29 protein-coding genes and 2 pseudogenes are annotated in these 23,592 nt (G+C 37.3%); 7 read left to right on the forward strand and 24 right to left on the reverse strand.

All coding sequences use genetic code 11. From position 1 onward, the window contains the following. Positions 1-1,659: 1,659 nt before the first annotated feature. Positions 1,660-1,935, reverse strand: a complete 276-nt coding sequence (locus JN080_RS26405; protein WP_256238939.1) for a hypothetical protein — start codon at positions 1,933-1,935, stop codon at positions 1,660-1,662. Positions 1,936-2,389: 454 nt separating this feature from the next. After that, positions 2,390-2,980: a molybdopterin-dependent oxidoreductase gene (locus tag JN080_RS26410; RefSeq protein WP_256238940.1), complete on the reverse strand. Its 591-nt coding sequence runs from the start codon at positions 2,978-2,980 to the stop codon at positions 2,390-2,392. 318 nt (positions 2,981-3,298) lie between these two features. Between JN080_RS26410 and JN080_RS26415 the strand changes: the two genes are divergently transcribed. Beyond that, positions 3,299-3,874, forward strand: a complete 576-nt coding sequence (locus JN080_RS26415) for an acetylglutamate kinase (protein WP_256238941.1) — start codon at positions 3,299-3,301, stop codon at positions 3,872-3,874. A 190-nt stretch (positions 3,875-4,064) separates the two neighbouring features. On the opposite strand, the gene JN080_RS26420 is transcribed toward JN080_RS26415, so the two are convergent. The 3 genes and pseudogenes from JN080_RS26420 to JN080_RS26425 all read right to left on the reverse strand — a co-directional run bounded on the left by JN080_RS26420 (position 4,065) and on the right by JN080_RS26425 (position 5,950). Further along, entirely contained in the window at positions 4,065-5,174 is a 1,110-nt protein-coding gene (locus JN080_RS26420) for a lactonase family protein (RefSeq protein ID WP_256238942.1), read from the reverse strand. Between the two features lie 380 nt (positions 5,175-5,554). Beyond that, positions 5,555-5,674, reverse strand: a pseudogene (locus JN080_RS30060) (hypothetical protein); the annotation flags it as partial. A gap of 15 nt (positions 5,675-5,689) precedes the next feature. Further along, positions 5,690-5,950 (reverse strand): Arm DNA-binding domain-containing protein, encoded by a 261-nt coding sequence (locus JN080_RS26425; protein WP_256238943.1) that lies wholly within the window; start codon positions 5,948-5,950, stop codon positions 5,690-5,692. Positions 5,951-6,049: 99 nt separating this feature from the next. Here JN080_RS26425 and JN080_RS26430 point away from each other — a divergent pair, with 99 nt between their 5' ends. Then, positions 6,050-6,199, forward strand: coding sequence for an IS110 family transposase (locus tag JN080_RS26430; RefSeq protein WP_256238944.1), 150 nt, complete (start codon positions 6,050-6,052; stop codon positions 6,197-6,199). 671 nt (positions 6,200-6,870) lie between these two features. Here the strand turns inward: JN080_RS26430 and JN080_RS26435 are convergent. The 4 genes and pseudogenes from JN080_RS26435 to JN080_RS26450 form a co-directional block, all read right to left on the reverse strand. After that, positions 6,871-7,071: a pepsin/retropepsin-like aspartic protease family protein gene (locus JN080_RS26435; protein WP_256238945.1), complete on the reverse strand. Its 201-nt coding sequence runs from the start codon at positions 7,069-7,071 to the stop codon at positions 6,871-6,873. After that, on the reverse strand, positions 7,068-7,316 hold the full coding sequence (locus JN080_RS26440) for a hypothetical protein (RefSeq protein ID WP_256238947.1): 249 nt from the start codon (positions 7,314-7,316) through the stop codon (positions 7,068-7,070). The genes JN080_RS26435 and JN080_RS26440 overlap by 4 nt, the downstream gene beginning before the upstream one ends. A gap of 159 nt (positions 7,317-7,475) precedes the next feature. Continuing rightward, a pseudogene (locus tag JN080_RS26445) lies at positions 7,476-8,044 on the reverse strand (tyrosine-type recombinase/integrase); the annotation flags it as partial. A 90-nt stretch (positions 8,045-8,134) separates the two neighbouring features. Next, positions 8,135-8,956 (reverse strand): STAS domain-containing protein, encoded by an 822-nt coding sequence (locus JN080_RS26450; RefSeq protein WP_256238948.1) that lies wholly within the window; start codon positions 8,954-8,956, stop codon positions 8,135-8,137. Between the two features lie 533 nt (positions 8,957-9,489). Between JN080_RS26450 and JN080_RS26455 the strand changes: the two genes are divergently transcribed. Then, complete coding sequence (locus tag JN080_RS26455) at positions 9,490-10,659, forward strand: YsnF/AvaK domain-containing protein (protein WP_256238949.1); 1,170 nt, start codon at positions 9,490-9,492, stop codon at positions 10,657-10,659. 200 nt (positions 10,660-10,859) lie between these two features. Here the strand turns inward: JN080_RS26455 and JN080_RS26460 are convergent, their stop codons facing one another. From JN080_RS26460 to JN080_RS26470, 3 genes are all read right to left on the reverse strand, one after another. Then, positions 10,860-11,090 carry a hypothetical protein gene (locus tag JN080_RS26460; protein WP_256238950.1) on the reverse strand — a complete coding sequence of 77 codons (231 nt, stop codon included), beginning with the start codon at positions 11,088-11,090 and terminating at the stop codon, positions 10,860-10,862. Between the two features lie 674 nt (positions 11,091-11,764). Further along, positions 11,765-11,899 (reverse strand): hypothetical protein, encoded by a 135-nt coding sequence (locus tag JN080_RS26465; protein WP_256238951.1) that lies wholly within the window; start codon positions 11,897-11,899, stop codon positions 11,765-11,767. 110 nt (positions 11,900-12,009) lie between these two features. Then, positions 12,010-12,165 (reverse strand): DUF1540 domain-containing protein, encoded by a 156-nt coding sequence (locus JN080_RS26470; protein WP_256238952.1) that lies wholly within the window; start codon positions 12,163-12,165, stop codon positions 12,010-12,012. A 1,236-nt stretch (positions 12,166-13,401) separates the two neighbouring features. Between JN080_RS26470 and JN080_RS26475 the strand changes: the two genes are divergently transcribed. Both JN080_RS26475 and JN080_RS29735 read left to right on the forward strand, forming a co-directional pair. Next, a complete protein-coding gene (locus JN080_RS26475) occupies positions 13,402-13,740 on the forward strand; it encodes a general stress protein (protein WP_309144719.1) in 339 nt (112 codons plus the stop codon). Then, positions 13,727-13,912, forward strand: a complete 186-nt coding sequence (locus JN080_RS29735) for a hypothetical protein (protein ID WP_309144720.1) — start codon at positions 13,727-13,729, stop codon at positions 13,910-13,912. Before JN080_RS26475 ends, JN080_RS29735 begins: the two co-directional genes overlap by 14 nt. A 145-nt stretch (positions 13,913-14,057) precedes the next feature. On the opposite strand, the gene JN080_RS26480 is transcribed toward JN080_RS29735, so the two are convergent. The 5 genes from JN080_RS26480 to JN080_RS26500 all read right to left on the reverse strand — a co-directional run bounded on the left by JN080_RS26480 (position 14,058) and on the right by JN080_RS26500 (position 18,033). After that, positions 14,058-14,429 (reverse strand): cyclic-phosphate processing receiver domain-containing protein, encoded by a 372-nt coding sequence (locus JN080_RS26480; RefSeq protein WP_256238953.1) that lies wholly within the window; start codon positions 14,427-14,429, stop codon positions 14,058-14,060. Between the two features lie 418 nt (positions 14,430-14,847). Further along, positions 14,848-15,411, reverse strand: a complete 564-nt coding sequence (locus JN080_RS26485) for a DUF2179 domain-containing protein (protein ID WP_256238954.1) — start codon at positions 15,409-15,411, stop codon at positions 14,848-14,850. Between the two features lie 260 nt (positions 15,412-15,671). Continuing rightward, complete coding sequence (locus JN080_RS26490) at positions 15,672-16,943, reverse strand: hypothetical protein (RefSeq protein WP_256238955.1); 1,272 nt, start codon at positions 16,941-16,943, stop codon at positions 15,672-15,674. 502 nt (positions 16,944-17,445) lie between these two features. Next, entirely contained in the window at positions 17,446-17,628 is a 183-nt protein-coding gene (locus tag JN080_RS26495; RefSeq protein ID WP_256238956.1) for a hypothetical protein, read from the reverse strand. 87 nt (positions 17,629-17,715) lie between these two features. Then, positions 17,716-18,033, reverse strand: a complete 318-nt coding sequence (locus JN080_RS26500; protein ID WP_256238957.1) for a YflT domain-containing protein — start codon at positions 18,031-18,033, stop codon at positions 17,716-17,718. 287 nt (positions 18,034-18,320) lie between these two features. On the opposite strand from JN080_RS26500, the gene JN080_RS26505 reads away from it, so the two are divergent. Then, the gene (locus JN080_RS26505; RefSeq protein ID WP_256238958.1) at positions 18,321-18,662 is read left to right on the forward strand and encodes a hypothetical protein; all 342 of its coding nucleotides are present in this window, start codon (positions 18,321-18,323) and stop codon (positions 18,660-18,662) included. A gap of 42 nt (positions 18,663-18,704) precedes the next feature. On the opposite strand, the gene JN080_RS26510 is transcribed toward JN080_RS26505, so the two are convergent. After that, a complete protein-coding gene (locus JN080_RS26510; RefSeq protein ID WP_256238959.1) occupies positions 18,705-19,181 on the reverse strand; it encodes a TraR/DksA C4-type zinc finger protein in 477 nt (158 codons plus the stop codon). A gap of 139 nt (positions 19,182-19,320) precedes the next feature. Between JN080_RS26510 and JN080_RS26515 the strand changes: the two genes are divergently transcribed. Further along, positions 19,321-19,599, forward strand: a complete 279-nt coding sequence (locus tag JN080_RS26515) for a GlsB/YeaQ/YmgE family stress response membrane protein (protein ID WP_256238960.1) — start codon at positions 19,321-19,323, stop codon at positions 19,597-19,599. Between the two features lie 281 nt (positions 19,600-19,880). Here the strand turns inward: JN080_RS26515 and JN080_RS26520 are convergent, their stop codons facing one another. Genes JN080_RS26520 through JN080_RS26545 form a run of 6 tightly spaced genes read right to left on the reverse strand, consistent with a single transcriptional unit; the run spans position 19,881 to position 23,523 of the window. After that, positions 19,881-20,480: a PP2C family serine/threonine-protein phosphatase gene (locus tag JN080_RS26520; protein WP_256238961.1), complete on the reverse strand. Its 600-nt coding sequence runs from the start codon at positions 20,478-20,480 to the stop codon at positions 19,881-19,883. Continuing rightward, a complete protein-coding gene (sigB, locus tag JN080_RS26525) occupies positions 20,473-21,261 on the reverse strand; it encodes an RNA polymerase sigma factor SigB (RefSeq protein WP_256238962.1) in 789 nt (262 codons plus the stop codon). The genes JN080_RS26520 and sigB overlap by 8 nt, the downstream gene beginning before the upstream one ends. Further along, positions 21,224-21,709, reverse strand: a complete 486-nt coding sequence (gene rsbW, locus JN080_RS26530; RefSeq protein ID WP_256238963.1) for an anti-sigma B factor RsbW — start codon at positions 21,707-21,709, stop codon at positions 21,224-21,226. The genes sigB and rsbW overlap by 38 nt, the downstream gene beginning before the upstream one ends. A 16-nt stretch (positions 21,710-21,725) precedes the next feature. Then, a complete protein-coding gene (locus tag JN080_RS26535; protein WP_256238964.1) occupies positions 21,726-22,040 on the reverse strand; it encodes an anti-sigma factor antagonist in 315 nt (104 codons plus the stop codon). A gap of 60 nt (positions 22,041-22,100) precedes the next feature. Beyond that, entirely contained in the window at positions 22,101-23,108 is a 1,008-nt protein-coding gene (locus JN080_RS26540; protein WP_256238965.1) for a PP2C family protein-serine/threonine phosphatase, read from the reverse strand. A gap of 13 nt (positions 23,109-23,121) precedes the next feature. Continuing rightward, positions 23,122-23,523, reverse strand: coding sequence for an anti-sigma regulatory factor (locus tag JN080_RS26545; protein WP_256238966.1), 402 nt, complete (start codon positions 23,521-23,523; stop codon positions 23,122-23,124). Between the last annotated feature and the right edge of the window lie 69 nt (positions 23,524-23,592).

Consider the following 23,592-nt stretch of genomic DNA (forward strand, 5'->3'; position numbering starts at 1 on the left):
CAACAGTGCAGGGCCTCGAGGTCCTGCCTTCAACATCGCGTCATTGTTGGATGGCTTTAATCCCGCACTCGTCGTAAGGGGTTTTCCTGTATTCTGAACACGAAATTCCTCAAGTTGTTCATTTTTTTTGTTGCCTTGATTCTCTCTTTCGTTAGAAACGTCATCGTGATTCATAGTATCTCATACCCCCAAGTCATCATGCATTTCACACTTTAGTATATGTATGCCCGAGTTCTCCCAAGTATTCGAATCCTCTCAAACTGGTTAAGCGATGTGGCAAATGCCCTTTTGGAGCTAACGGATTACGTACAATGGGGGGTGGTGGAACTTCAGAAGAAAACTGTTTCCATACAATCGAGGAGGTACAGTCGCAAACCGTTGTGAAAGACTTTGAGCAGAACCCGCAATATTCACAACGATTTTTCTCGAATATGAGGTTGTATTTATATCCCGAGGGGACATAAGAATTTTGTACTCCTTTACGCACGATATGCGGATTAGTCCTTCCTCCATGTAGTGTTAATAGTAACGTCAGCAGCTTTTAAAGTATTTAAGACCGGACATCTGTGCGTCTGTTTTTTCTTTCAACTCCTTTACCCGCTTATCGGACTCGTTTTTTTAACAATGGCCTCAATATTAATTGTTTGGAAGTACGTTCGTACACTTGGATCTCCCATTAACCCCCGGAAATCAAGCTCACCATTTACTTTAAAGTCGATTCCTCGTAAACAGAACTTAATCTCTTTTGCAACTAAATTAGCAATCTGATTTTCACAATCTACTAGGTGGGAGGTCAGGAAATGCGGATTTACAACGTTAAGCAATTTTAAGAAGTAAAAGTCTCATTAACCTTGATATATCCGTATTTGTTCTCTTACCGTTGTAAATTGTCAAAATCCTGACCCTACCCCTTTTAGCAATAATATGTTCTTTGCTTTCGATTTATTTTATTTTTGCTAAGGAAAAACAGATATCTAATAACATAACTGAAAAGGTAGAAGTTAACTAAACATTAAAAATAAAGCCCTGAGTTTTCTGCTTAGCGTAGAAAATTCAGGGCTTTTCTTTCCAAAAATTATCTTAGCTATAATATTAGCCTTAGTCGGCAGGACCATATATCTTCACATGTGGAAATAAAAGTAAGCCGATGACCTATTTTTCCACGTATCTTGGCTGAACCTTATTCAATAAAATAGAGCCAATGATTCCTTAGTGTAGGAAAAATCGGCTTTTTTTATGTCGAAATTTGCTTAGCGTACAAAAATCGCGTTTTTTGCTCTGGACCCCAGGATTGACAAAATGGTCAACACTTCAGTCTGCAATGTGGATATATATCACCCATCATAAACTTCTCTTTTTTTCTCTTCTTCCTCGAAGATTTCGTCAGTAACTTTTTCTATTTGAATATTGTTAGGGCGGAGAAAATTTATGGTTTTGTGCTCTTCATAAAATTGGTGAACAATACCTACCATGGTTGGATATTTTTGAATATGCTCTTCATAGCATGATTGAAAGTCTTCGCTTACAACGAGGATTTCTTTTTATGGTCACCAATTTCATTATCTTCTATATATGAAATAATAAATTCTTTCATAATTACCTCCTTAAAAAACAAAATTAGGGAAAATTTAGAAATACAAAAGCACTTAGGGAAGCCTATTATTCATTTATATCTAATCCAGATAAATTTAAAGAAAGTTCATCTAATACTAAAAATACACAACCAAAAACGGTTCTGTAATCGATAAAGTCCCCTTTAACTTCAACATTTATCACAATAATATTCCTTTTATTATGTAGGTATTTTTCTTCAAATTGATTAAAATTAATACTTGTAACAGATACACTAATCTCCTCTAAGGATTTTTTTAGCTCTCTTTCAAATATTGAATTATTAAAGTTTTCCCTGAAGAAAATACGAATAGTAAATTTCATTTCAAATCATCCTTCTACTTAATGATTTGCCAAATCTTCCTTACTTAACCTTTTTTCGAATAACTTGTGTATCTTTTATCCCATTTAATTTATTCAACTAAACTGTACCGTAGCGAATAAAAAAAGGCGATTCTCTAAGTATCGCTCATTTTACATTATTGTACCCGTTTGTGAACAAAATGAGTTGTTTTCTTTCAACTTCTGTCCACTGTTGACTTTGTATTAACTATTAGCCTTTACTAACAATGTAAAGAGATCCTCAATGAGAAAAATACTACGGTTTTTCTTTCTGTTTTGTTTTTGTCGTTCTTCCATTCGGAATAGCTGGAATCCATTCTTCTTCCATTAACCTGTACCGTTACAAAAAAAAATGGCCTTGCTTTTTTATTGGAAGCAAAGTATCAAAAGTTTAAGTACTTCTCACCCTCCTTTTTGCTTCCTAGACGAATCTGTGTTAACGGTACCGCTCTTCTTTAAATGGATTTGCTGTCATCGAATAGCCAAGCTCTTCCCAAAAACCAGCCTCGTCTACTTTCATAAACTCAATTCCTGAAACCCACTTTGAGCCTTTCCATAGATAAAATACTTCTGGTGGAATAAACCTTAGTGGATAACCATGTTTTGAATCAATATCTTGCCAATCATGATTTTTATCCTTCCAACGGTATACAAACAAAGAATCGTCCCCTAATAAAGGCTCTAGCGGCATGTTTGCAGAATAACCAAATCTGTCCCCATTGTAGTAACCGTAAATTTTAATGTATTTTACACCTTCATTAATTTCAACAAATTTCAATAACTCTCTAAGTGCAATTCCCTCAAAAGTTGTATCAAATTTAGACCAGGTGGTAACACAATGCATGTTAACGCTTGATATGGTCTTTGGAAGCCCCATGATTTCCTTATAGGATAATGACTTTTCTTCCTTCACCTCACCAAAAAGTCTGAAATTCCATGTGATTTCATTAAACTCGGGAACATCCCCTGTGTGCAGTATTGGCCATTTTTCTGTTTCGAATTGGCCAGGTGGAAGCTGCTTTTTCATCTTACACCATCCCTTTTTCATCTTAAACGTTAATTAAATCACAGTTCTTAGTATAGTATGCTTCAAAATAATGAAAGCAAATCGTAGCCAAATCCAATACTTGGGGTTTACCTAAAACTTGGAACCATAATACTCCCATAACTTTCTTATTCGACTATCCTGCCAGTTACTTCAATAAGGAATTAATCTGGAACCTAAAATCCACCGATTCTTTTTAGATTTATTTGAAATAAATGAATAGCCAATAGTTAAAAAGTACGAGCATCTTTTTAGATTCGGAATAAACTGAATATGATTTAGGGAGTAGGGGGTGAAACCATGAAAAAACCCTGGTTCAACTATTCTTGTATTAGTGAACAGGAAGTTCGTTTTAGTAATGCCATGCGTTTAGTTTGGGAACAACACGTGTACTGGACAAGAATGACAATCAATGGCATTGCCTTTAATTTACCTGATACAGACGCTGTTACCGCACGTCTACTTCGAAACGCTACAGATATGGGCAATTTACTAAAGCCCTTCTATGGAAATAGAATAGCCGCAAAGTTCAGCAATTTAATAAGGGAACACCTGTTAATTGCTCCGGAACTTGTTAAAGCCGCAAAAGCAGGAGATCAAAAAGCTGTAGCGGATGCAGAGAGAAGATGGTACGCAAATGGAGAAGAAATTGCCGAATTCCTAAGCAGGATAAATCCGTTTATATCAAGAGATGAATTCCAAGAAATGTTTTTCGAGCATCTGGCACTTACTACAAAGGAAGCATTATTTACACTTCAAAACAATTTTAAATCAAGTATTGCTATGTTTGATAAAATTGAAGCACAAGCTTTACAAATGGCAGACACAATAACGAATGCAATTGTGAAACAATTCCCCAGAAAGTTTCAAATATAGGAGTTACTGATAGCACCATAAGAAAATTAATGGCACTAATTCCAGTGCCTTATTTATGTAGTTTGTGTGATTTTAAATTGAACTAAACTGCCTCGTTATTTCAATAAGAAAAGCCACCGGTAAGTTGGCAGCCTTGTTTTTAACAATTCCTTTATTTTATATTCCACCAAATATAGTGAACTCAATAAAATCAAAAAATAGCTAATCCTTGAGATCCAAGATAAGGAAAGTTAGCCCAAGCAGCAACCTGCAATCTAATTAGACTTCCATCACCTTGAATAGTAAATACGGAGACCGTACCCTGATTTCCGTTAAGGGTGTAAAATTGCCGTCCATCATTACTCACTCCAACATCAATCGGCATTCCTGAAGCTGTACCTGGTGGTGTACTGGTAATATGCCTTACTACTGACAGTGCTCCATTTGGACCGATTCGGTAGGTGGAAATGACGCCGCTTAAGGTGTTGGTAACGTATGCAAAATGTTCATCAATTGTTGATACAACCCAGCATGCGGTTTTATATCCGTTTGGTACAGAACCACTGATGACATGGAGGATTCCGTCGTCGCTCATTGAATAGGATGACAGTGCATTTGATCTTTCTTCAGTCACTAGGAGGATTCCTGTGGATAGAAAATAAGCACCGAATGGTCCTTGACCATAAGAATTATTAACGATTGGTTCTGTAATCGTACCATTTTGATTTACATGGAATACACTGAGATGGTTTGAAGTAAGCTCGGTTACAAGGATTTTACTACCGTCAGGAGTAAAAAGAACCTGAGCGGGCTGAGCATTGAAAGTGCTGAGAGAACGGGAGGACCCAGGAATAGGGGTAAGGAGTCCGTTATTATTGATGTGAAAACCGGTAATATTAGATGAAAAATTATTTTCGGCATTACCTACATTGGCAACATAGACAAGATTACCAAACACATCGACGGTATTGGGCTGAGCACCTCCCGATGGCTTAACATCCACCAGAACAGGGATACCGCTGTCAGTAATGATGAAACTACTGATGCTATTGCTCCCTGTGTTTACTGCGAGTAGAAAACGTCCATCTCGTGATAAAGTAAGCGAGCCTTGTGATGATAATGGATCGACGCCATCGTTTGCTGTTGCTGTGGAGACTTCCTTTGTACCAGTACCTTTACCATTAGTTGGGTAGGAACCCACAAATGTGAGCATTCCATTCTTGGCCCTATAAAAGGCAATGATTTGATTCATTACTTCATTATTTGTCATAATGTAAACCATACTCGTATTCGCACGGAAATATTTGTTCATTGTATGCATTTTATAACTTTCCTCCCTTCATAGTTTTATATGGTGCTTTTGCAATTTCAATTCCCAAAATTGATGTGTAAATTGGTTTAAAGATTTTCATCCACATGTCCTTCTAACCTATATTTAGTTATAACAACAAATGAAAACGGACCGCCGAAACAGCAGTCCAATTGTTATTTTACTAAAGCACCCGTTCGTATTATAAGGTCAGCCAGAAAAAATTTCTGGTTGACCATTTTTTATATCGATATATGATAACTGTAGCCGTGGTAGAACGTAAGCACCCGTGGGACTTGATCCCGTCAACTAAACAGTTCGCCCCCTACGTGTAGAAACATGATTGAGTCTGATTGGGACTTGGATCTCGTATAACAAGCGAAGCTATGAAACTACATGGAGGTATAGGGGTTACCGGTTAATTGTATTTCCAACTTGTCATTGTAAAAATCATCTAACATTTTGGTGGTGATCTCATTTATTGAAATCCTATTGAAATAAGGTGTCACATGCCTTCTGAGAGCATCCTACCTGGTTTCTGCAGTTGTTTCCTCAACTGAGCGCTTATAAGACTTTTCAAACCATTCAAGTACGAAACATGAAAAGGGGTCTTTTGATGGTTCTTTGTAGGTACCTTCATCAATTTCAATTAGAACCTTATTTAAAAATTCCTGGGCTTCTTTCTTGGTTTTAAATCCCCCTTTACTTTTTTGGACACGCTTGCTTTTGGTGCCTACATCATATTTAACTCTGTATACTTTTCCGCGTTTAGTAATAGATCCTCGCAATTCTTGCTTACCTCCTTATAGGTAAGCATGTGGTCCTTATAAGGATTGCCACATGCTGCATTGTTTAAAATCCTTAAAAAACAAAAAACTCCATGACTAATGAAAGTCACGGAGTTCTACTCCTGGGCAGGCGTGGTTCCAGGACAAAATGAAAGTGCCGGAAAACGAAATTCAGCTAAAACTAAAAAAGGAAATAAGTATTTACGGTCAGCTTTAACTGAAGCAGCTTATTCTGTAAGAGGATCTTAAAAATTATCTCGGGGCACTGTACCTTAGTACAGCTTCACGAAAGGGAAAGAAATGAGCAGGAATCGTTGTCGCTCATGTTACTTATCTCTTATTATCTTTTAATTTGATGTAGGTCTTAGGCGAAGATTACTTGATAAGCAGAGACAGCAATCTACTGTTCGGCATTCTTTACGACGACTTGAAAGTTTAGGATACACAGTTACGTTACAAGAACCTGAAGGGATCTTAGTCTATTCAACTCGAATCCAAAAATCCAAGATCAGGCACTCTCCCCTTTTTTAAAAAACGAATGGGCCACGTCTTATTAGTATTGCTCTTATGCGGGGTTACCGATGTTAATTTTCATGGTAGAAACTATCCTTATTCAACAATCTGGCCCGATTCACGAAAAGGCGTATTCCTCAATAATCGCCCACCATAAAACTAAAACAAGCGTATCCTTATTGAAAGATACGCTCTATAGCTAAATTGATAGGGAATGCATATTTCGATTAATAATTTTGAACTAATTCTAATTTTTCTAAGTCAATTATAAATTTTCCATTCATTAAGATATCAAGCCCTATGAGACCATTGATACCCCAATCATCCAAATTTCCAAAATCCAGCCTGATTTCTGGTATTTCATGCGCACCGAGCTTAATAAAATCAACTGGTTTTCGGAATGAATATTACTCACCGCCAATCCCATACGCACTGACTAAAGGATCTCCATTCTCAAAATAAATACCGATGTCCTCAACTATGTCAGATGAAATAAGTGTATGAGCTGCACCAGTATCAATAACAAGCTTATCTATTATTCTCATTTTTCCTTTATACGAAATCGTCATTTCCACTTCCAGTAATCGATTCACAAGCTCTAACTTCATAATCTCATACCTCTTAAGCCTGTTGGGGTTCTAAGTTCAATAACAATTTTATCGGAGCCTGTATGATAAACAATGGTATTCCCTTTTGATTTAAGTAACTCTTTTGTAGCCAATTTAGAATCTTCAATGACATTAATTAATGCTACATCTGTTACAATTTTTCTATCATCTTCTAAGTAATAATCAAGGATATTAAGTTTTACATATTGATCTGGGTATAATTTACGAACCTCTTCCCATTTCATAGTTTTTCACTCCTTGTTTTGCTTCCTACTATTACCATAGCACATTCCCATGACAACTTAAATCATTACCTCCGTTAGTAACAAAGAAAATCTGCTTTTAAAAGGCATCCCTTTTAATATGTGAATCACCATTTTGATTAACATTTAATTAAATAGAGTTCAAAAATATTTAATATAAAAATCTTGCCTAAGCTTTCCACTTAGCTGAGCATATATTTTGGTGGTCTCACTCTTCTCATGACCAAGCAGGCTCTGGATTACTTCAAGTGGTACACCATTATTAATCATATGTGTAGCATAGATACGGCGTAATTGATGTGGATGTATACTCTTTTTTATGCCAGCACGATTCGATATACGTTTGATAATATATCTTAAGTTATCAATACTCATACGCCTTTTTGGTCTTCTATCCGTAATAAATAAACAAGTTCTTCATCATCTCTTTCATCTAAATACCTCTTTAACCAAATAGAACAACGAGTATTAAAGTATACTTCCCTTTCTTTATCACCTTTTCCATGTACAATGACTGAATTCGTCCGAAAATTAATATCGTCTCGATTTAATTTTACAACTTCCCCAATACGGCAGCCCGTCGAGTACATAAACTCAAATAGCACATTCTCCATCGTTGTATGACAAGCTTCTCTAAGATGTTAAATCTCTAGTTCAGAAAGGAATTTTGGAATTCTTTTACCTAACTTCGGCTCCTTTAATTTTGCAGCATGCCATAGTCCTAGCATGCGCCAACAGTGAACAAACAAAACAACCATCAATAATTACGTCCCTTTAACAGTTAATTAATTGTATGTATGCTAGACAAGATATTTGTTTAATGTTTGCTGTAATGTTGCTTTTGTTTCTGTATAACTGTTGAGATCAATTCCTATATGAACCATTTGTCTAACAAGCTCAGGGCGTAATCCAGTTAAGATTGATTTAGCACCCATCAAAGATATACCAATCAATACTTTTTGAAAATGAGAAATGGTAACTTCGTCCATGTCCGATATTCCAGAAAGGTCAATAATCAATGTAAGAATCCTTAACCTTGATATATCCGTCAGTATTTTTTCTTCAATAATATTCATTCGATAAGAATCAAACGTACCAATCAACGGCAATACAGCTACAGTCGTGCTAATTGGTATGATTGGAACCGATAAATGTTCAACTAATTTCCTTTGAGAAAGAATTAATTCATCTTTATACTGTGAATAGCTAATTAAAAATGTGTTTAGAAATTCATCAATCCCATCATTAATCCTCTGCTCCAATTTGTAAAAAGTTTCAACATTATTAACATTCTCATTTAATGGTTCATAATGTTTTATGAAATGCCATAAGGTACGCCTTATAGCATGTACCCATTCTAGTTTGAAGGCTAGAGTTATTGAATATTTCGCCCAAGCGACTCCTTCTTCTTTAGCAAAAGTAATGAGTTTATCTGTTGAATTTTCCACAACGTAAAGAACTAGCCTTTGAGCATTTTTCAAAAGATCAATATTTCCAGCTTTTAAAATCCCCTCAATATTAGAGGCAACATTGACAGCCTCGGATAAAAGTTTTTTCTGAAAGTCTTCATTGTTCTTGGTAATATATTCCGAAATATTTCTTGTGTCATTAAAGGTCCCCAAAGTTTGTTTCCCCCTATGTAAATAAATGTTACTTTGTACCATGTAGTTTTTTCAGATGAGGTTCATCACCTGCTAAAATCTTGGCTAATAAAATGAGCATACCAATCTAACACCTGTAAAATTCTGCCCTGCTGAATATCAATACCCTCTATTTCGGACAAATAAACATTTTTTTACTAACCTTCTCCTTTAGTGCAATTAGCAAAAGCAACTAAGTATGGCTGCTGGGAACTTCATCTCTTGCCCGCGTTAGCTAACTTGAAGCAGAACCTTGCACCGGAAAATGTAAAAAAGTGCCAATTATTCAAACACTAGTTTGATAGACTCAGTAGAAAAGTTTATTAGCTCGTTACTGACATAAAAACAACAATCTATTAACGGGCTGTCCAAAGTCTGACATTACTTCATTTAAAACAAAATATTAAACATTATTCAATTTTCACTGTTTAATGTGAAGATCTTCGGGTAGATATACACTACATGTGGATCTAATTTATTTTCCGCATTTAGTATATTTTAGGAGGAGTGATAGAATGAGTTTGGAAAAAAGAATCGTTGGAAGCTTTAATTCAGAGCAAGAAGTCTTGTTTGCGATTGAAGGGTTGAAACGTCAGGGGTATCGTGAAACAGATATGATGGTGGTTGCGGAAAGTAGAAGTGACATTCCATTGATCACTTCTCACACTGGAGTCATGGTAGATGCGGATATACAAATGAGTACCTTAGCAGGTGTTATGATGGACAGCTTTGTTACCATGATGACCGCAGGAATAGGAGGAAGACAGGCAAACACTGTGTCCAGCAGGCTTATTGATAGGGGCCTACCAGAAATCACGGCGAAACAGTGTGAAGAGGAAATAAAAAAGGGGAAAATGATTCTGCTGGTGGATATGATTGGAACTTATGATAGTGATGTTTATAAAGAACAATATGAATCTGAAACAACAAGAGCTGTCCCCCTCCGTGAAGAAAGGCTTGATATTACAAAAGAGAGTGTCCAAGTCGGAGAATTGCAGCTCCATAAAGAAGTAGTTGAAGAACAGCGAACAGTTCATGTTCCACTCATGCGAGAAGAAGTATATGTAGAGCGCCGTCCTATCATAGATGGAAAGTATGATGGCAGCCCGTTTACAGAGGATGAAATTATTCGTATCCCGATTACTGAAGAACGAATAGAAGTAACGAAAAGGCCTGTAGTCGTTGAAGAAGTGATTGTAGGCAAGCGAAAAATTCAAGAAACAAAGCAGGTACAAGATGTCATTAGAAAAGAAGAAGCGCGGATTGAGCGTTCTGTGCCTTCAGCAATGGAAGCACGGAAGCAGGTCAACCAAATTAACGATGTAGGGCATGAAGAAGTTATTACGGAAAGCCCAATTAATTTTGTCGGGCAAGGAAAGCCCAATATTGCAAGCATAATGTCGGAGGATAAAAAGGACGAAACCCGAGGAAAACACACAGGCAACCTTGCTGTACAAGGAGAGAAAAACAAACCAGAATTATCTGTCAGTAAAAAGGAAGAAGTAAGCGGGAAGCTAACAGATTCTCCTGATAGTAAAGAAAATGAAAGTAAAAGTTTCGTACCAAATTCAGCAGCTACCGTTAAGGAAGAAGCAATCAACAGCAAAGAAATTTCTCCCATAGATGATGAAAACAAAAATAATAAAAATCAAATAAAAAAAAGAAAAAATGATAATACTAAATAAGAAGATTGGATAAACTATGAAATCCTTAAATACTATACAAAAAAGGCTGATTTCAAAGATCACTGAAATGTGACCTTTTGAAGTCAGCTTTTTTTTAAAATATAAAACTGTAAGATTCTTACCTACATTCAAATGTGTCAGGCGGGCATCTATTTATTTTTTATCCGAATGTGTTATACGTATTGAAAACAGCTAGTTTATCAATAATCTAATTTAGACTTGTTTTCACTTAAAGTCAATTGGTCATTGTTTGTGTCTACGTTTTGGCGAATTACTTGAATTTCTTGGTACTTCTTCTTAATGGTTTCGAGTTCTTCCATAATGGCTTTATGGTCCTGCCTTGCTCTTTCGTCTGCATTTTTCCCAAGAATGGACGTTCCTACTGCTAGAAGAGGGAGCGTGATCAACTGAATAACATTTGACCAATACAAAAGCTTATCCATCGATTGAGGAAAAAACAAAGGAAGCAGCGAGTACAATAAAAATAGATAAAATGCCCACATGGTACCTAATGCTAACGTTGCATATTTTAGCAAGAAAGTCGTTAAAACGCTTAATCAATTCCCCTACACCTCCTTTGTTTGCGGAAATACATATTGTATTTACCCACTCACAAGAAAAAACAACCCGGTAATCTCTCCTCTTATTAACTATACTGACCATCACTTGAATTAGAAAAAGCGATCCTTCGTTATTGAAGCATCGCACCCGTTAGTGATATTCCATATGATTCAACTTTCATCATTTTGTTCGATTTCATTTATTTTTTTACGTGTATATCTATTGCAATAAAACAACAAGAAAAGTAATAAAATGAAACACCCGCTACTAATCAACAAGAAATATTGGAACCAAGCAGCGAAATCTAAAAACTTCAATGAAAATCCCCCTTTTTATATTGACTGTTTCTCGATTAATATATTTTTAAATAACCACCTTCTTGAACCGCGTCATTTCGAATGACCTGTCCATAAAAATGAACCTCTCGCTCTGCGCAGTCGCGATGTTCGGCGTCATTTCATTGAAGAAATAAATTCATGAAAGATTTTTGAAGGGGCATTACATCATTTGTGCCACCTAAGAACGATTAAAAGAATAAGTGAAATCAATTATCATCGTCATCTTCGTGAAAAGCTTCAGATGTCGTTAATTCATTACAATTCCAGCAATAGCTTCTGATTCTTTCCCATTTGGAAAGTGGTTCACCACAATAAATGCATACAGGGTCGAAAATTCCCATAAAGTCTTCCTCCTCTAAAGAAATTCAGAAAATAAGCTATGTTTACAATACCATCTTTATATTAAAAACTGGACGGGCAATTGGCCGTTCAGACCAAAAAACATTTAGATTTATTCCCGTTCTTTAAAGGTTTTACAAGCAGTTTCATCAACATTAGCAGCTTCTCTGCCATGAAGGCCAATCACAAAAATAGAGTCGGCAATACATTGGTCACCTTTTGCCCAATATTTGCAATTATCAACATTGCATCTTACTTCCAATTTCATGGAGTGACACCTCCCTTTAAATCACTTTGTTTTTCAATACCCTTTTGAAGATGGAGATAAACATTTTTTGGAAACACAATTTCATTTATATTTGTGATTCAGAAATATTCCAGAGGAAAATAGAAGAACAAAGAAAGCAATATCTTGAATGAATGTATTCTAGTTCAATAGATTAGAGTTTGCTTTTTTAAAACTTTTAATCGTTTTTTAGATTGTATAAAACTAATGAAGCAAAGTAGAGACATAGGGGCACAGTACCAAATAAAGATAAATCCACCCTTATAATAGAAAGGAATATAGGCAACTGATACCAAAAATAATACAAATGATAGTAGTAAATAAATGCCTATACAGTGATTATAAAATCTATAGTGCGTAAAGATTGTTATTCCTTTTTCCATGAAACGATTTAAATTTTTATCAGTACGATAAAAAATGAACAAAGAGATTAGCAGAAAAAATGCATAGATTGGAAGTGAATAAATAAAAAGGAACACGCCCAATACACAGAAGTAGAAGCTCAAACAAAAGAAAACTCCGGAAAAAAATAAAGGTGTTAGAAATTTGTAAGTTCCATTTTTATCTAATTGATTCAAACCATTTTCCCTCCCTAATAGAACCTTAATCCACATATTGCATTATGGATTAAGGCTCTACACTCTTCATTTAGCTTAATTCTTCGTTTTTTGTGCGGCCAAATTGCTCATTAATCTCTTTTATAACCGATTCTAAAAAGTCATCCGGCAATGGCGGATTTTGTTCTTTGAACATTTCACTCCTCCTAATGAAGATTTAATCGTAGTAATGGCTGGATAATGAAGGGGACATGGAACAGCAAAAACGCTGGAAATTTATAAAAAAAAAGTAACTACAAGAAATAACCTTGCTTTGATATTTTAAGTACCCTCATGACATTAAAGTTAAACCTTATAATAAAAAAACTTCCTTTTTTATAGGAATCGGTTGTTGGGTTATCCTGTATTAAAGAAAAAAGCCTCGAGATATTCTCCGGGCTCGTTGTCGAAATCGGAAATTTGCCATTATATCAACAACCAGAAGCTTTTATTGGTAATGCTGCAACTTTATTAATTAAAAAATGAAGGAACTGTTCAATTCTTACAATCATTCCGTCGATGCATGTGTAATTTGATTTAGAAATAAATGTTTCATTCCTCCTCAAGGCGGGTAGTTTTAATAAAGCCTACTCGTCCAAAGGAGGAATTTCAATGTATACAGATGAAAAGCAACCTTGTGGGAGTTTACGATACTGAAAATGAGGCCATCCAGGCTGTCGAGGACCTAAAACGGCAGGGTTATGCTACCAAGGATATTTCGGTAATCGGGAAAAACAAAGAGGAAGTAAAAGGATTTAATAATGCTACTGGTACGAATACTAAAGAAGGCCTTGCTGCCGGAGCGGCAACAGGCGGTGCGCTTGGCGGGCTTGTCGGCCTGCTGGCAGGTGCCCTTGCTATACCCGGCATCGGACCGTTCATAGCAGCCGGACCAAATTGCAGCAACCCTAACTGGGGCAGCTGTCGGCGCAGGAGCTTTAATTGGAATGGGCATTCCTGAAGAAAAGGCGGACCGTTATGAAGGATATGTCAAAGAAAGCAAAATCCTTGTCGTTGTTGAATGCCGTGAAAACAGTGTTGGAGATGGCCATTTTGATGCGAACCTTACAGATGGAACCATGACAGCAAATGATCCAACAAATACGCCGGTTCACTTCCGATCATCCAGTTAACACTCGTTTGGACAACAACAGAGATTTTTAATTATTGAAATTGAAAGGGTGCTTATCCCTTACTGGGGCTGGACCCTTTTTCAATGGTAGGTAAAAAACTAGGTCTTACACTAGTATTAATAGTACAAATAACAGATAAAAGGGTTTACCGTACTTCTAAATAATGTTGAAGAACCTTTGACGGGAAGAAATTGAGTGGCAGTGGTCTTAAGGATACAATAATGGCAGGCGACATTATAAAATCGTGTTGTGCTTGTTTCAAACAGTTGTACATAGCTTTACCGCCAACTGAATTGGCAGAGTGAATAGTTATGCGTTTCGCAAATAGTTTTTCTTTAACCATCTTTTGAACAAGCATGAAACCATTCCTAGTTTTATTTAATAAATCGTGATCCAAAGAGAGATGTTCAATATCAAAGTTTTGCAATAGCTCTATACATTCATCAATATTCTCGGCTAACACATAGCCATCGGGTGCTTTCCGATAGTCATCCAGGAAAACGCTAATTTTCTCCATCTCTTATACTCCTCCCCTTATACATGGGATGACTAAGAAAAGTCAAATGATCCCTAGATAATATGGTTTTATATAGCAAGTCTAACACAACAGTGAAAGAATGGGGCTTATTCGACTTTAAAAACTAATATATGACAACCTTTTTAAAAATATACCTATGGAGGAGGTTAGGAGTGGGTGTGGCAGACTAGGGGATGGGTTGATGGATACAATGAGTGGTTACAGCAAGCCGCTGCCGGTATCCCGTATAATGATGGATATCTTTTGCGGGGGCGCAGCAGGTAAAGTTGCTGAATTGTTCTGCTCCTGTAGGCTGCCCTTAATGCAATGAGCGGCCTGCCGGAGGCTGTTGTTGGCTCTTCTTTCCCCATTTCATTATCCGTCATCTTAAGAGGGATATCCGCGGCTGGCAGTATGTTTATTTTCCCATGTGTGTTTGAGCGTTTTTCATGGAACTGTTTTTCATATTCTTTTTCATAGCCTTTACTAGGAAACCGCCTTTAAATCTTCGTGGTTCATACGAAACGATGAAAGCATTAGGGTCATATTGTTCAATAAAATTCATGACTTCCGTTTCAACATTCCGCTTTGTCAATATTTCTAATTGGTACCTTTTGCTATCACGACCGCTCCCTTCAAAGATGGTCACTCCTAGTCCTTTATTTCTTAACGCTTCAATTAACTCTTCATTTTTGTCCATTAAATTAACTAATAACGTAGTGTATCCAATTGCTAATTTATTTTCAATGCGTGTTCCAAGGTAAAGCCCCACACCGAAGCCAACGGCATAAACAATCTTTTCAGTGAGACTTTGATTACCGGAAAATACGATGGATAAGCTAAAGATAGAGATTAAAGTTTCTAATATACCGAGTAATGAAGCTGCAATACTCATGTTTTTCACTAAAAAGATCGTCCGTAGTGTCATAATAGGGACATAAACCAGTTGAAGTATAAAAATCACAAGAAGATTTACTAACATAATGAACTCCTTTTTCAATGAAAATTTTTTCTGGATGTTAAATTGAATTTAGGCTTAGTCATTATTGTACTTTTTCCTGTAAAGGCCCCTTCGTCTCTTTGTATTCACAGCCATTACCGCGGCCAGCCTTTTATGGCCGACACGCTACTATAACCCCTTCTGATTTCCTGTAAACCTAACATGACAGCCTACAGGATAAATGTAATCATCCCTGTGATATGGCGTTTGTGCGATCACAGGGATGATTGTTAAACGTTCAATCAGGCACCGGTTTCAATCTTTGCCAAATGCTGCGGTGCTTCACCGCTGAACGCATTGCAAATATTTTCCCAGACATGCTGTGTTTCTATAAAATCGTTAAAGTGCTTTTTCACATTGCGGTGATAATTTTCTAGTTCGGTAGCTATCTTAATGAAATCATTTCTGCCAAAATACTCACAGATTTTTGGCAGAGTGGCAGCCAGCTGTTCACGCATCTCCTGAATTCTTTCCTCGTATCTCTTAGGATCCGTAATATATAACCAAAGCGGTTTATAGCGGATCCAGCCGATACACGCCTTATAAAAACGCTGGATAACTTCTTTACTGTCGGCTTTAATGTAGTCTAATTTCGTTGGCAGCACTCCATCCAGCAAGTGCTTGTACGTTGAGAAACCGTCGTGGAAGGTATAGCATGGCACACGCAACACTTTACGGTCATGAAGGCAGGTTCCTAAAAAGGTATCTTCCCCACGGGCGTTTGGAGGATTGTAAAAAGCATTGACACGATCAGGATCTGTTAAATTAATACAAAGATTAGAGCCGGAGATAAATTTAGAATGGTTGACCTCCTCCACCTCCTCGGCCTCCCCATTTACAAGCACCCTCGTGTCTGCATAAGTAACACCTCCGTTTGCCATCACTGATTTAATCGTATCCCAGTTGACAATATCGTTGCTTATGGCTTGAATGAAGGCCTGAAAATCCGCTTCCTGTAAGGTATCATTAAATTCGAGATATGGAATAGGCGAGATATACCCGCAGTGGCGGCCGTTCGTAATATCGGCGTGCTGAATATATTTAAGGTGGGTACGCAGACCCTGCTGGCCGCCCCATACGGCTGTTCCGCGTGTGGTAACAGCTAGAGGATATTCATCGTCATCGAAGAAAATCAGGTAATCAATACCTTCCTTTAAAGCCATATATTGAATAATATTGCGTTTGCCTGCATATCCTCTGCCGAAAACAAGCTTTGCCTGTCTTTCATTAATAATCCCTTGCTGGATTAACAGGCCTATTTCTGCCTGCATTTTTTCGTTACCAATAAAGCAGGTCCTGTCAACTAGTTCTAGTAATTCTGAACTGACATTCGTATAGTCTGTAGGCTTTGTATTGTGGTATTTTAAATCGTAGGCAACAAACAGGTTTAAACTTACCTTTTCGCTAGAGGTTAATTCAGATTCCCTCCAATTAAAAATATAGGTTTTTAAAACCTCCTTGAAGTGTTTGCGGCCTGTTGCGAAGCCAATACCTACTTTAATTTCCTTTTCCAATCGTAATACCCTCTTCCTAGTATTTTTCTTATCATTGTTTATAGAAAGACATACAACATTTTACGGCGTTCCATACCCCCATTACAGATAAGGGAAAAGATTGATCCTCACTCGTACAGGCGGTGCCAGGCACCTTTTGTTTATATGTACCCTATTATTAATAGGTTAAACAGGGAAGGTTTTTAAAGAAAGGGAGAAGATATGGAAGCTACCGGTTCCAGTTTGATCAATCTTAGTGGAAAACATCAATTAATAGACATAGCTGGATGTGTTTTATATTTAGGTGCAACATGGACAATTTTATATTCTTTTATTCTAGTAAATCGCTAAAATATTTATCCAGACCAAAAGATGGCTGCCTCCTTGGAGGAATAGGTTTGAAATTTGAAGAGTACATAGGAGTGCGCAGGGATGTCAACCTATATAAATTCTGGTCATAAAAGCAGATTCGATGCTTTAAAAATGGCCTTCTTCTCAGTGAAAAGAAGGCCACTACAAAACTTTAAGAAACCTGATTCCATGTCCTGTCAATATTAAGTGGGACATAGACTTTATTCCCATATACTTGTTGATGAATAATTGGATTTTCAAATTGTTCTTCCAAGTAGTAATTCGGTTTTTTCCTATGTCTCGCAATAGTCTTTGCTCCTAATAAATCCTCTAAGCTTTGTGTTGAAAATTTCATTTCTCTTGCTCCTTTCGTATTTATTAACATTATTTATCAAGCCTGATGAATAGTGATAAAATTGAAAGAAAGAATCATTTATAACATTTACGATGCTACAACGACTATGCGGCCTTGATCCAATTCTTCTTCAAGGTGTTCGGCTTCCTGATTAGATAATCCTAAGGATTCTAGTTTTGAGCGAAGTTCTTCCCCGCGAGTCCTAAATACATTTGTGAACGTATCCATGAAACCTTGTTCTTGTACTCCGATATTGTTTGCACCCAGTGCATCTGTTAAATCCTCAGAACGGTCTTCGTCATGGGCCAATACATAAACATCCTCTTTTGAGACTCCTTGATTTAAGAATTGATCAATCACCTTTTTTGCTTCAACACCATTTTCTACTACTTTTACTTGTTTCATGTTAAACCCCTCCTAAATGATAGAATAGTAATCTCGCAAGCCGTATATGTTACTTGCCTTTCTAGTTGTTATATAACCCCTTTACAAAAAATGAAAACCTGTTTTTTGTTTTTTTATTATTTTTTATTAAATAACAATTTTTCAAAAATAATCAAAAGGGACTAGATTATCCCTGTCCAATTCAAAATAAAATAAAAAAGAAGTTAAGGATCGACCAACAAAGGGTATAACTGGAAGTAAGAACTATTCATTAAAAAAGCAATTATATTCTTAGGAAGGTGATCTAATTGAAAAAATTTGAGTGTAAAGCCTGTGGAGATACCATATTTTATTCTTCCGATCAGGATGAATTCAATTGCAGATGCGGTGAAAAGTTTACTGCACCTTGCGATACTAAAAGTGAGCGAGAGGATGGTTTCATTGATTCAGTTCGACAACTTTATGCTGAAGCAATTGTAAAGATCAGCTTGTTAACAAGAGAAATAGATATATGTTTGGACAAACGAAACGAAGAAAGGTTCAATAAGGTATCTTCTGAATTAAACCTTTATAAACAAATCATAAAAACATGCTCAGAAAACCCTGAATTTCTTTGGGACAAAAATAAGCTTAAAGTTTCATCTTTTTAGTGCCAGAATAAAACCCCCTTGGCGGCTGCCAAGGGGGTTTTATCAGTAGGATGAATTTCCATGTTCGTATTGAAGTTCATCAACGGTCTGGATCCGTTTATCGCCTCGCTGGTCACCCTGTGGTGTGGAAAATGACTGATCCTCATCAGGAATGGGAGCTGCCTCACGCTCGAGTTTTTGTTGTGCTTCTATCGTTCGTTTTGCATATGGAAGAACTTCAAGCCTTTCAAAGGGGATGTCTTCATCCGTGTCTATACAAATCCCATACGTTCCTTCGCGAATCCGCTCCAATGCCTCATTTACTTCCTTTACGATATGCTGAGCATTCTGAATGAGCACTGTTTGTTTATCTCGTTCATGTAAATCGGTTGCATTATCAGCAAAATGATTATCAACGCTGCTTAATTCCCCAGAATCTTCGAATGATATTGGTTGGTTTAATTCGATTACTTGAATCATTTCTTGCATGATTTGCAATAATTTTTTTTTAAAATAAGCCAGTTCTGTTTTTGATAACATAAGTTTTTCGCTCCCCTTCTATGTGTTTACCCATTTTTACCCTTTTTCCTATGTACTAAAACAAATAAAAAAACTGATAATAAAGGTTTATAAAATAACTTTTCGGGTATTTAATTACTACAGATTCATTATTTAAAATATGAAAGGGGAGAAATATGTTAGGGCATTTATTTGGTCGCTAATTGTTGGAGGTATCATTGGCTGGCTAGCAGGGATGATCTTGGGAAGTGATATACCAGGAGGGGTTATTGGTAATATTATTGCTGGATTTGTGGGTGCTTGGCTTGGTTCTTTAATTTTAGGAAACTGGGGTCCAGTGATTGGAGACTTCTACTTTATTCCTGCATTAATCGGGGCCATTGTTCTCGTCTTTATCGTAAGCTTCATTGTAAAAGGGGTACAGCGTGGGGCCCATTAATAAATCCGTAAAGAGGCTGTGTTAGCCTCTTTTTTTGCTTGTGTGCTTTGAGAATTCCAGGACGAGTTTTAGAATTGATCTCCAATTTTGCCGTCTGAACCTTCACAAATTCCCTCTTTTAGAAGATCACCAGCTCATATATCAACCTGTCTCCCTATTTTATCTACCTCTTTCCTACATAATATCAACTGCTTTTGGTTTGATATCAACCTCCAAGTTATGGATTCCTTTTCCACTTGTCCCGCAATGAAACGTACCCATTTGCAGCTGGATACGTTTTATTACAATAATTGGCCGACAATATAGGTGAGGTCATCTTGCCGAGACGTCGTATACAGTTTTAAATGACTCGAGATCTCTTCGATCGAGCGAAAGTTACTTAATAATTGCCTGATCGCAGGAATCGTCAGCCCATCTGTATAAATAATAAATTTGGAGTCTTTTTCATATGAAAAAGTATTGCTGCGGTATTTTTGCGGTTTCCCGGATAAATAGCCAACAACAGGAAGTGGATAAATAAACTGGCCGGAAGGACAATACAGCCCAAAGCGGATGTTTCCTACTGCGCAATATGTAAATTCCTTTTGAGAAAAATTTACTTTTAAAATCGATACCGTTGCCCCGCGTTTTTCCTTAAGGACTTTATTACAATCTTCTATTAGCACTTCTACATCTTCATAATAGTAGTGTTCAACCACTTCACGAATGGCATGTGACGAAGCATAGGCGTCAGGCCCGCTTCCTAAGCCATCTGCGACCACACAAATAAAGTATTCATCTGTTGCTTTTATAAAAAAACTATCACCGTTACACAAATTACCTTTTTTCTGAATTTGATAGGCTAATGCCTTAATATACTTATTTGATTCAACTTCAAGCATTTGTTACCTCTGTATGCGCAAATGCCCTCTGCAGTTTATTAATCGCCTTTCTTTGCAGACGAGATACATGCATTTGTGAAATTCCCAAAAGCTCACCTGTTTCTTTTTGGCTTTTATTCTCAAAAAACGTATAACGGATGATGTCTTTTTCTTTTTCATTTAACAGCGGCAGTAAACTTTCAAGCAGCATCCTTTGATCGACCTGTTTGAACCCATTATCCGGTGCACCTATCACGTCTAATGGTGTCACCGTACTGCCATCTGAATCTGCTTCAATCGGCTGATCGACAGACAGGGTCCGGTAGCTTTTCCCCATTTCCATTGCTTCTAATACTTCTTCTTCCGAAGCTCCCAAATATGCTGCAATTTCCTGTATTTTCGGTGACCGCTGTATTTGACTCGTCAGATTATCAACACAGGTCTTTATTCTCGGATAGAGCTCTTTAATTCGTCTGGGCACGTGTACATCCCACGTTTTATCCCTCAGGAAACGCTTGATTTCACCAATAATTGTAGGAATTAAAAATGATTCAAATGTATTGCCCATATTCGGATCATATCTTCTAATCGCTCCTAACAGCCCGAGCATGCCGACCTGCATTAAATCATCATGATAACTTCCGCCTTTTGAATATTTCCAAACCACGCTGGCCACTAAGGCGGTGTATTGTTCGACTAAAATCGTTTGTGCCGCATTGCTCTCATTTTGTTGAAATTCCAAAATAAGCTCATTAATTTCTTCCTTAGTTCTTTTCGTAATCTGAGATGGTTGATGTGTCATGATTTACACGCTCCCCGCTTACAAACTTGGTCATGAAGACCGTTACACCGGAGTGATTTAAGACCCGGACTTCATCCATAAGCGTTTCCATCAAGTAAAGACCCAACCCTCCCTCTGAAAGTTGGTCAATTGAACTTGAACTAGTGTACGGACCCAGCTGGTTCTTGATCCGTTCAAAGTTGAAACTCTTTCCATTATCCGCAATCATCATTTCTAATTTATCTGCATAAATCCCGAACCCAACGATCACTTCGCCGGCTTCCTCCCTTTTGTAGGCATGTTGAACGGCATTTGTACAGGCTTCACTAATCGCAATTTTTAAATCTTCAATTTCCTCATAGCCAAATCCCATCCTGCTTGCAATTCCTGATAACGTCAGTCTGATTACCCCAACATATTCCGGTTTTGCAGGTATCTTCACTTCAATATAATCTACTAATTGTTCCATGGTCCCCCGCACCTTTCTAGTTAGAAGAAATCGTAATGACGTTGTTTAATCCCGTAATGTCAAAAAGCCGTTCCAATCGCTCCGACAAGTCGACGAGCTTTAACTTTCCTTCCTTTTTTGTTATTTGCTTGTATAATGCAATAATTACACCCAATCCCGTACTATCGATATACGAGACATCCTTCAGGCTGATAATCAGTGATGGATTTGGCTCTTCAGCTAGGGGCAATAGTTCCTCTTTTAGCTTTGGAGCCGTATAGGCATCTATTTCTCCTGCAACCTGAACATATGTATTTTCATTGTTGTGATATTTATCTAATTTAAAATTCATAGATGATCACCTCACGAAATTTATCTATCTTATAAGCTGATTACCCTCTTTACTAGCTTGCTAAACCCGTCTTTTTAAAATAATCAGCGTAAAATCATCTCTCATATCAAAATTCTGTATTTTTTCAAAAAAACTGTATATCTTCGTTACCATTTCCTGGGCAGGCAGGTTCCTATACTCCCAGATTAACTCCGTGATCACGAAACGTTCGATCAATTCTCCATCAATCCTTGATTCCGTCACACCATCGGATAATAAAACAATCATATCGCCGGGTTCCACCTGTTTTTGATATTCCTCATACGTTACATCCTGTTTAACGCCTAATACTAAACCTTTGGTCACCAAGTCCTCAAATGATCCCTCCGCCGCATTATAATAGAAGCCTTGCTCATGCCCTGCCGAGGAATAGGTAAAAGAATGGTGATCGGTATCATAAGTTCCATAAAACATGGTAATAAACATCCCTAGATTCACATTTTTTTCAACCACTCCATTTAAATTTTCTAAAACTTCACGAGGGTGTTTACTGGATTTTGACAAACTATCCATCCCATACTTAATCATTGACATGCAAAAGGCGGCAGGGATTCCTTTTCCAATCACATCTGCAATGGCGATGCCAATTTTTTGCTTATCCTGAATAAAGCGGAAATAATCGCCGTTCATTTTTTTGGCGGGGATGCTGATGGCTCCAATGTCTAAATCGTTAATTTCTGGAATAGGCGTTTCCAGCAGGTTTTCTTGAATACTTGCGGCAATTTCAAGCTCTGATTTCATTTCAAATTGCTGTTCACGCAAGCTTTGATGTTCCTGATAGGCTAAGCCATAGTCCATCATGAACTCAATGAGGAAATCGAAGGAAGATAGGATCTTATTAGGAATACCAGGAAAAAGCTCCTTCAACACTTTACGATGGATACTGATAATTTCTTCAGGGGATACTCGATGTTCAATTGATTTTCTACTAAACCGCTGTCCTTGATACAAAGCCGTTTCAGATGATTCTTCCAGATAGTTGCGAAGTAATTCCCGATAACTTGATTCTAAAATTGCTTTAAAATCCATGCTTTTTCATCTCCTAACGAAGCCATTCCACCACCTGGATGGTTGTTCCTTTCCCTGGTACAGAAGTAATATCAAATCCATCCATTAAGCGTCTAACCCCAGGTAATCCAGTCCCCAGGCCGCCTGATGTAGAGTATCCGTCCTCCAATGCTTTTCTAATATCCTGAATTCCCGGACCTTGGTCCTCTGCGATTACTTTTAAACCGGCTTTATCCATCTGCTTAATCCGTTCGATCCGGATCTCGCCTTTTCCTGCATATAAATAAATATTACGAGCCATTTCAGAAATCGCCGTCGTGATTCTTGCTTGGTCAACTGGACCAAATCCAAGTTCCTTGGCCATGTTTCTACCTAGCTGCCTCGCTGCAACGATATCCCATTCTGATCTTATTTTTACATAGGATTCGTTTTCCATCATTTACTCCCCCAACTCCAGCTGTAGTAATTCTAACCCCTTTTCTAAATCCAATGCTGTTCGGACTTC

Origin of the sequence: Bacillus sp. EB600 (genome assembly GCF_024494385.1) — a bacterium.
GTDB lineage: Bacteria > Bacillota > Bacilli > Bacillales > Cytobacillaceae > JAEVLT01.